The sequence below is a fragment of the [Bacillus] enclensis genome (assembly GCF_001456935.1).
Lineage (GTDB): Bacteria > Bacillota > Bacilli > Bacillales > Bacillaceae_B > Rossellomorea > Rossellomorea enclensis.
In genome coordinates, this window is the sequence record NZ_KQ758494.1 from 43877 (window position 1) to 49876 (window position 6000).

The window sequence follows — 6000 nt, forward strand, 5'->3', positions numbered from 1 at the left end:
CGCGTAGGCAAAAGAAAGGAGTGACCGTAGGTGATTACTAAGCCAGATAAGAACAAAACACGTAAGAAAAGACATGCCCGTGTACGTTCAAAAATTACTGGAACTGAAACTCGTCCTCGTCTGAACGTTTTCCGTTCTAACAAAAACATCTATGCTCAAATTATCGATGATATGAACGGTGTTACTCTTGCAAGTGCATCTTCTAAAGATAAAGATTTCGGATTAGAATCCACAGCAACTGTTGATGCAGCTGCTAAAGTTGGAGAACTAGTTGCGAAGCGTGCGGCAGATAAAGGTGTAAAATCTGTAGTATTTGACCGTGGTGGATATCTATATCATGGCCGTATCAAAGCTCTAGCTGAATCAGCTCGTGAAAACGGCTTAGAATTTTAATAAAAAGGAGGGACAATCCAGATGCGTAATATTGATCCAAGCAAACTAGAATTTGAAGAACGCGTAGTTACAGTCAATCGTGTTGCGAAAGTTGTTAAAGGTGGACGTCGTTTCCGTTTCGCTGCTCTTGTAGTAGTAGGCGACAAAAACGGTCACGTTGGTTTCGGAACGGGTAAAGCTCAAGAAGTACCTGAGGCAATCCGCAAAGCAATTGAAGATGCGAAAAAGAATCTTGTTGAAGTTCCTATGGTAGGAGGTACAACTCCTCACGTAGTAACTGGACGATTTGGTGCTGGTCAAATTCTTATCAAGCCTGCTTCTGCGGGTACAGGAATTATTGCTGGTGGACCTGTTCGTGCGGTACTAGAATTAGCAGGGGTACAAGATATCCTTTCTAAATCACTAGGATCCAACACTCCGATCAACATGGTTCGTGCAACAATCGAAGGTTTAAAACAATTAAAGCGTGCTGAAGACGTAGCTAAGTTACGTGGTAAATCAGTAGAAGAACTACTAGGATAAGGGAGGGATAACGATGGCTAACAAACTAGAAATTACCCTCACTCGCAGTGTAATCGGACGTCCACAAGACCAACGTAAGACTGTTGAAGCCTTAGGACTTCGTAAAATGCATCAAACAGTTGAGCAACAAGACAACGCTGCTATCCGCGGAATGATCAACAAGGTTGCTCACCTTGTAACGGTAACAGAAAAATAATCGATTTCTTTCGATAACAAGGAGGTGCCGACATGAAATTACATGAGTTACAACCTGCAGAAGGTTCACGTAAAGTCCGCAATCGCGTAGGACGTGGAATTGGTTCTGGTAATGGTAAAACTGCCGGTAAAGGTCATAAAGGACAAAACGCTCGTTCAGGCGGAGGAACTCGCCCAGGATTCGAGGGTGGTCAAACTCCTTTATTCCAACGTTTACCTAAACGCGGTTTCACCAACATCAACCGTAAAGAATATGCAATCGTCAATCTTGACGCATTGAATCGCTTCGAAGATGGTACAGAAGTTACTCCTACTCTACTAGTTGAAACTGGTCTAGTAAGTAACGAAAAAGCAGGAATCAAGATTCTTGGTAAAGGTTCAATCGAGAAAAAGCTTACAGTAAAAGCACACAAATTCTCAACCACTGCTAAAGAAGCTATCGAAGCTGCTGGCGGTACATCTGAGGTGATCTAATGTTCCAAACTATCTCCAATTTTATGCGCGTGGGTGATATAAGAAATAAAATTATCTTCACCCTTTTAATGTTAGTCGTCTTCCGTCTTGGTACCTTCATTCCGGTGCCAAACGTAGACGCAAATGTATTGAAGATGCAAGACCAGGCAGGAATTCTCGGATTCCTGAATACTTTTGGCGGTGGTGCGCTGCAGAACTTCTCCATCTTCGCGATGGGAATCATGCCTTACATCACGGCTTCGATCATTGTTCAGCTGCTTCAAATGGACGTTGTCCCTAAGTTCACTGAATGGTCGAAGCAAGGTGAAGTAGGCCGCCGTAAATTAGCTCAGTTCACTCGTTATTTCACAATCATTCTCGGTTTCATCCAAGCTCTGGGTATGTCCTACGGCTTTAACCGAATTTATGGTGGAATGCTTATCCAAAGCCCTGGAGTAAGCACGTACCTGTTAATCGCTTTGGTATTGACAGCCGGTACGGCTTTTCTTATGTGGCTGGGTGAACAAATCACGGCTAAGGGTGTTGGAAATGGTATCTCGATCCTGATCTTTGCAGGTATCGTAGCTGCGATTCCTAACACTGTAAACCAAATTTATGCTCAACAAATCGAAGGTGCAGGCGAGCAGCTTTTCCTTCGCATTGTGGTTCTTGCACTTATACTTTTGGCAGTTATTGCAATCGTGGTTGGTACAGTGTTCATTCAACAAGCACTTCGTAAAATCCCGATTCAATATGCAAAACGTTTAGTGGGGCGCAGTCCGGTTGGCGGACAATCAACGCATCTTCCTTTGAAAGTCAATGCTGCAGGTGTTATTCCGGTAATCTTCGCGATTTCCTTTATCATTACACCTCAGACCATCTCGACTTTCTTTGGAGATAATGATGTGACAAGTACGATCCAGTACATCTTTGATTACACGAAGCCGGTCGGTATGATCATCTATGTTGCATTGATCGTCGCGTTTACTTACTTCTATGCTTTCATTCAAGTAAATCCGGAACAAATGGCGGAGAACTTGAAGAAGCAGGGTGGATATATCCCTGGTATCCGACCGGGTAAAACCACTCAGGAGTATCTCACTCGCGTTCTGTACCGCCTAACATTTGTAGGGGCTATATTCTTATCTGTGATCTCAATTCTCCCAATGCTTTTCATTAACTTCGCCGGTCTGCCGCCTGCGGCACAAATTGGCGGAACAAGCCTGCTCATCGTAGTCGGTGTGGCACTTGAGACAATGAAGCAATTGGAAGCACAGCTAGTGAAGCGTCACTACAAAGGATTCATTAAATAAGAGGGTTTTCGGGAACGTCCAGTTCCTGAAGCCATTTTATAGACATTGAGGGGGAGTTCGAGTGAATATTGTTCTTATGGGCTTACCAGGCGCAGGAAAAGGCACTCAAGCTGAGAAAATCGTTGAAAAATATGGTATCCCTCATATTTCGACTGGTGACATGTTCCGTGCTGCTATCAAAGATGGCACTGAGCTTGGCTTGAAGGCTAAATCATTCATGGATAACGGCGATCTTGTCCCTGATGAAGTGACAATCGGAATCGTCCGTGAACGATTAAGCAAAGAGGACTGTGAAAAGGGCTTCTTGCTTGACGGGTTCCCGAGAACGGTAGCCCAGGCAGAAGCACTTGAAAACATTCTCGCTGATCTTGGTAAAAAAATGAATTATGTCATTAATATAGATGTAGATAAGGACATCCTGATGGAGCGCTTGACAGGTCGCAGAATCTGTAAAGAGTGCGGCGCTACTTATCATCTTGTCTTTAATCCGCCAAAAGAAGAGGGCGTTTGCGACCGCTGTGGAGGAGAACTGTATCAGCGTGCTGATGATAACGAAGAAACAGTTCAAAACCGCCTGGATGTAAACATCAAACAAACCCAGCCGCTTTTGGCATACTACGAAGATAAAGGCTATCTCAAAAACATTGACGGTCAACAAGACATCGATAAAGTGTTTGCTGACATTGATGTACTACTTGGAGGCCTTTCAGTATGATCATTTGTAAAACTCCGAGAGAGATTGAGATCATGCGTCACGCTGGCAAAATCGTGGCACTGACTCATGCGGAATTGCAAAAGCATATTCTTCCTGGAATATCGACGAAAGAATTGGATGCAATTGCTGAAAAATTCATTCGTAAACATGATGCAATTCCATCTTTTAAAGGGTATAATGGGTTTCGTGGCAGCATCTGTGCTTCGGTCAACAACGAGCTGGTACATGGAATTCCGGGAGATCGGGTGCTGAAAGATGGCGATATAATCAGTATCGATATCGGTGCGAAATATAACGGCTATCACGGTGACTCCGCCTGGACCTATCCAGTTGGGAAGATTGATGATGAAACCCGCAAGCTTCTGGATGTAACAGAGGAATCTTTATATCTGGGGCTTAAGGAAGCTAAACCAGGCGAACGTCTGTCGAATATCTCTCATAGTATTCAAACTTTTGTTGAGGCAAATGGCTTTTCTATCGTTCGAGAGTATGTGGGACACGGAGTTGGTCAAGACTTACATGAGGACCCTCAGATTCCTCATTATGGACCGCCTAACAAAGGTCCTCGCTTGAAGCCTGGCATGGTACTGGCGATTGAACCAATGGTTAATGCAGGAAGTCGATATGTTAGAACGTTATCGGATAACTGGACAGTCGTGACAGTTGATGATAAAATGTGTGCGCACTTTGAACACACCATTGCAATTACTGAAGACGGCTATGAGATATTGACGAAAGCCTAAGTGAAGGTGATTGGATTGATCGAGTCAGATTCGACGGTTCCGAGTATAGGCCAGATCGTCCTGCCGCTTAAGGGCAGGGAAGCTGGAACGTATTCGGTCGTTGTTCAGCAATTGGATGAACGTTTTGTACTCATAGCAGACGGAGATAGAAGGAAATTCGACCGCGCCAAGCGAAAGAATATCGGACATCTTCAACTGTTTGACTATGTTTCTCCAGAAGTTCAAAACAGTATTATCGAAACAGGAAAAGTAACGAACGGTAAACTGCGCTATGCTGTTACAAAGTTTGTGAATGAAGTATTAATTGATGAGAAGAAGGGAGACATGTTCGATGGCTAAGGATGATGTAATTGAAGTGGAAGGTACGGTCGCCGAGACTTTGCCTAACGCGATGTTTAAGGTAGAATTAGAAAATGGTCATACAGTTCTGGCCCATGTTTCAGGAAAGATTCGTATGCATTTCATCCGTATCTTACCTGGTGACAAGGTGACAGTTGAATTATCACCGTATGACTTAACTCGTGGTAGAATCACTTATCGTTATAAATAATTCATTGCACTCCGTACTATTAAGGAGGTTAGAATAAGATGAAAGTTAGACCATCTGTTAAGCCGATCTGCGAAAAGTGTAAAGTCATCCGCAGAAAAGGTAAAGTCATGGTTATCTGTGAAAACCCTAAACACAAACAAAAACAAGGCTAAACTTAAAGGAGGTGCGCTATCACTATGGCACGTATTGCTGGTGTAGACATTCCACGTGACAAACGTGTTGTCATTTCATTAACATACATCTACGGTATTGGTAAAAATACTGCACAACAAATTCTTTCAGAAGCTGGTGTCTCTGCAGATACTCGCGTTCGTGATCTAACTGAAGACGAACTAGGAAAGATTCGTGATATCGTTGATAAATTAAAGGTTGAAGGTGATCTTCGTCGTGAGATCTCTCTAAACATCAAACGTCTTATGGAAATCGGTTCATACCGCGGTCTTCGTCACCGTCGTGGACTACCTGTTCGTGGACAACATACGAAGAACAACGCTCGTACACGTAAAGGTCCTCGTAAGACTGTAGCAAACAAGAAAAAATAATAGGTAAAGGAGGTTACTTCTTAACATGGCACGTAAAACTAACACTCGTAAACGTCGTGTGAAAAAGAATATCGAAGCTGGTATTGCACACATTCGTTCTACATTTAATAACACAATCGTAACTATCACTGATGTTCACGGAAACGCTGTTGCATGGTCAAGTGCAGGTTCACTAGGATTCAGAGGTTCTCGTAAATCTACTCCTTTCGCAGCACAAATGGCTGCTGAAACTGCTGCAAAAGCTTCCCAGGAACACGGTTTGAAAACTCTTGAAGTAACAGTTAAAGGACCTGGAGCTGGACGTGAAGCTGCCATCCGTGCTCTTCAAGCTGCCGGTCTTGAGGTTACTGCAATCAGAGACGTTACTCCAGTTCCTCATAACGGATGCCGTCCGCCAAAACGTCGCCGCGTTTAATTTTTCTGTATAAATTTTGTATCGTTGTCTATAATGGGATATGATACAAAATACGTTCGTTCAGAAAAATGTAACCAGTTGTTGGTGCACAATAGGGAACGTAAACATGGGGAATTTCGGACTTCATTTATTTAGCCCGGAGTTTCGACGTTTTGAAGG

Annotated in this window: 12 protein-coding genes; all 12 read left to right on the forward strand. The window is 43.4% G+C overall.

Annotated elements, in window-relative coordinates:
* The first annotated feature begins 30 nt into the window (after window positions 1-30).
* The 12 genes from rplR (at window position 31) to rpsK (ending at window position 5841) form a co-directional block, all read left to right on the forward strand.
* Window positions 31-393 (forward strand): 50S ribosomal protein L18, encoded by a 363-nt coding sequence (gene rplR / locus AS034_RS21470; RefSeq protein ID WP_032085285.1) that lies wholly within the window; start codon window positions 31-33, stop codon window positions 391-393.
* A 21-nt stretch (window positions 394-414) separates the two neighbouring features.
* The gene (gene rpsE / locus AS034_RS21475; RefSeq protein WP_032085286.1) at window positions 415-915 is read left to right on the forward strand and encodes a 30S ribosomal protein S5; all 501 of its coding nucleotides are present in this window, start codon (window positions 415-417) and stop codon (window positions 913-915) included.
* Window positions 916-928: 13 nt separating this feature from the next.
* Window positions 929-1111 carry a 50S ribosomal protein L30 gene (rpmD, locus tag AS034_RS21480; RefSeq protein ID WP_032085287.1) on the forward strand — a complete coding sequence of 61 codons (183 nt, stop codon included), beginning with the start codon at window positions 929-931 and terminating at the stop codon, window positions 1109-1111.
* A 32-nt stretch (window positions 1112-1143) separates the two neighbouring features.
* Complete coding sequence (gene rplO, locus AS034_RS21485; RefSeq protein ID WP_032085288.1) at window positions 1144-1584, forward strand: 50S ribosomal protein L15; 441 nt, start codon at window positions 1144-1146, stop codon at window positions 1582-1584.
* Complete coding sequence (gene secY, locus AS034_RS21490) at window positions 1584-2876, forward strand: preprotein translocase subunit SecY (RefSeq protein ID WP_032085289.1); 1293 nt, start codon at window positions 1584-1586, stop codon at window positions 2874-2876. Before rplO ends, secY begins: the two co-directional genes overlap by 1 nt.
* A 61-nt stretch (window positions 2877-2937) precedes the next feature.
* Window positions 2938-3591 carry an adenylate kinase gene (locus tag AS034_RS21495; protein ID WP_032085290.1) on the forward strand — a complete coding sequence of 218 codons (654 nt, stop codon included), beginning with the start codon at window positions 2938-2940 and terminating at the stop codon, window positions 3589-3591.
* Entirely contained in the window at window positions 3588-4334 is a 747-nt protein-coding gene (gene map / locus AS034_RS21500) for a type I methionyl aminopeptidase (RefSeq protein WP_032085291.1), read from the forward strand. The genes AS034_RS21495 and map overlap by 4 nt, the downstream gene beginning before the upstream one ends.
* A 15-nt stretch (window positions 4335-4349) precedes the next feature.
* A complete protein-coding gene (locus AS034_RS21505; protein ID WP_032085292.1) occupies window positions 4350-4673 on the forward strand; it encodes a KOW domain-containing RNA-binding protein in 324 nt (107 codons plus the stop codon).
* On the forward strand, window positions 4666-4884 hold the full coding sequence (infA, locus tag AS034_RS21510) for a translation initiation factor IF-1 (RefSeq protein ID WP_003217190.1): 219 nt from the start codon (window positions 4666-4668) through the stop codon (window positions 4882-4884). The genes AS034_RS21505 and infA overlap by 8 nt, the downstream gene beginning before the upstream one ends.
* Window positions 4885-4922: 38 nt before the next feature.
* A complete protein-coding gene (rpmJ, locus tag AS034_RS21515; RefSeq protein ID WP_003156543.1) occupies window positions 4923-5036 on the forward strand; it encodes a 50S ribosomal protein L36 in 114 nt (37 codons plus the stop codon).
* Window positions 5037-5060: 24 nt separating this feature from the next.
* Window positions 5061-5426: a 30S ribosomal protein S13 gene (gene rpsM / locus AS034_RS21520; protein WP_032085293.1), complete on the forward strand. Its 366-nt coding sequence runs from the start codon at window positions 5061-5063 to the stop codon at window positions 5424-5426.
* Between the two features lie 25 nt (window positions 5427-5451).
* The gene (rpsK, locus tag AS034_RS21525; RefSeq protein ID WP_032085294.1) at window positions 5452-5841 is read left to right on the forward strand and encodes a 30S ribosomal protein S11; all 390 of its coding nucleotides are present in this window, start codon (window positions 5452-5454) and stop codon (window positions 5839-5841) included.
* The last annotated feature ends 159 nt before the right edge of the window (window positions 5842-6000 follow it).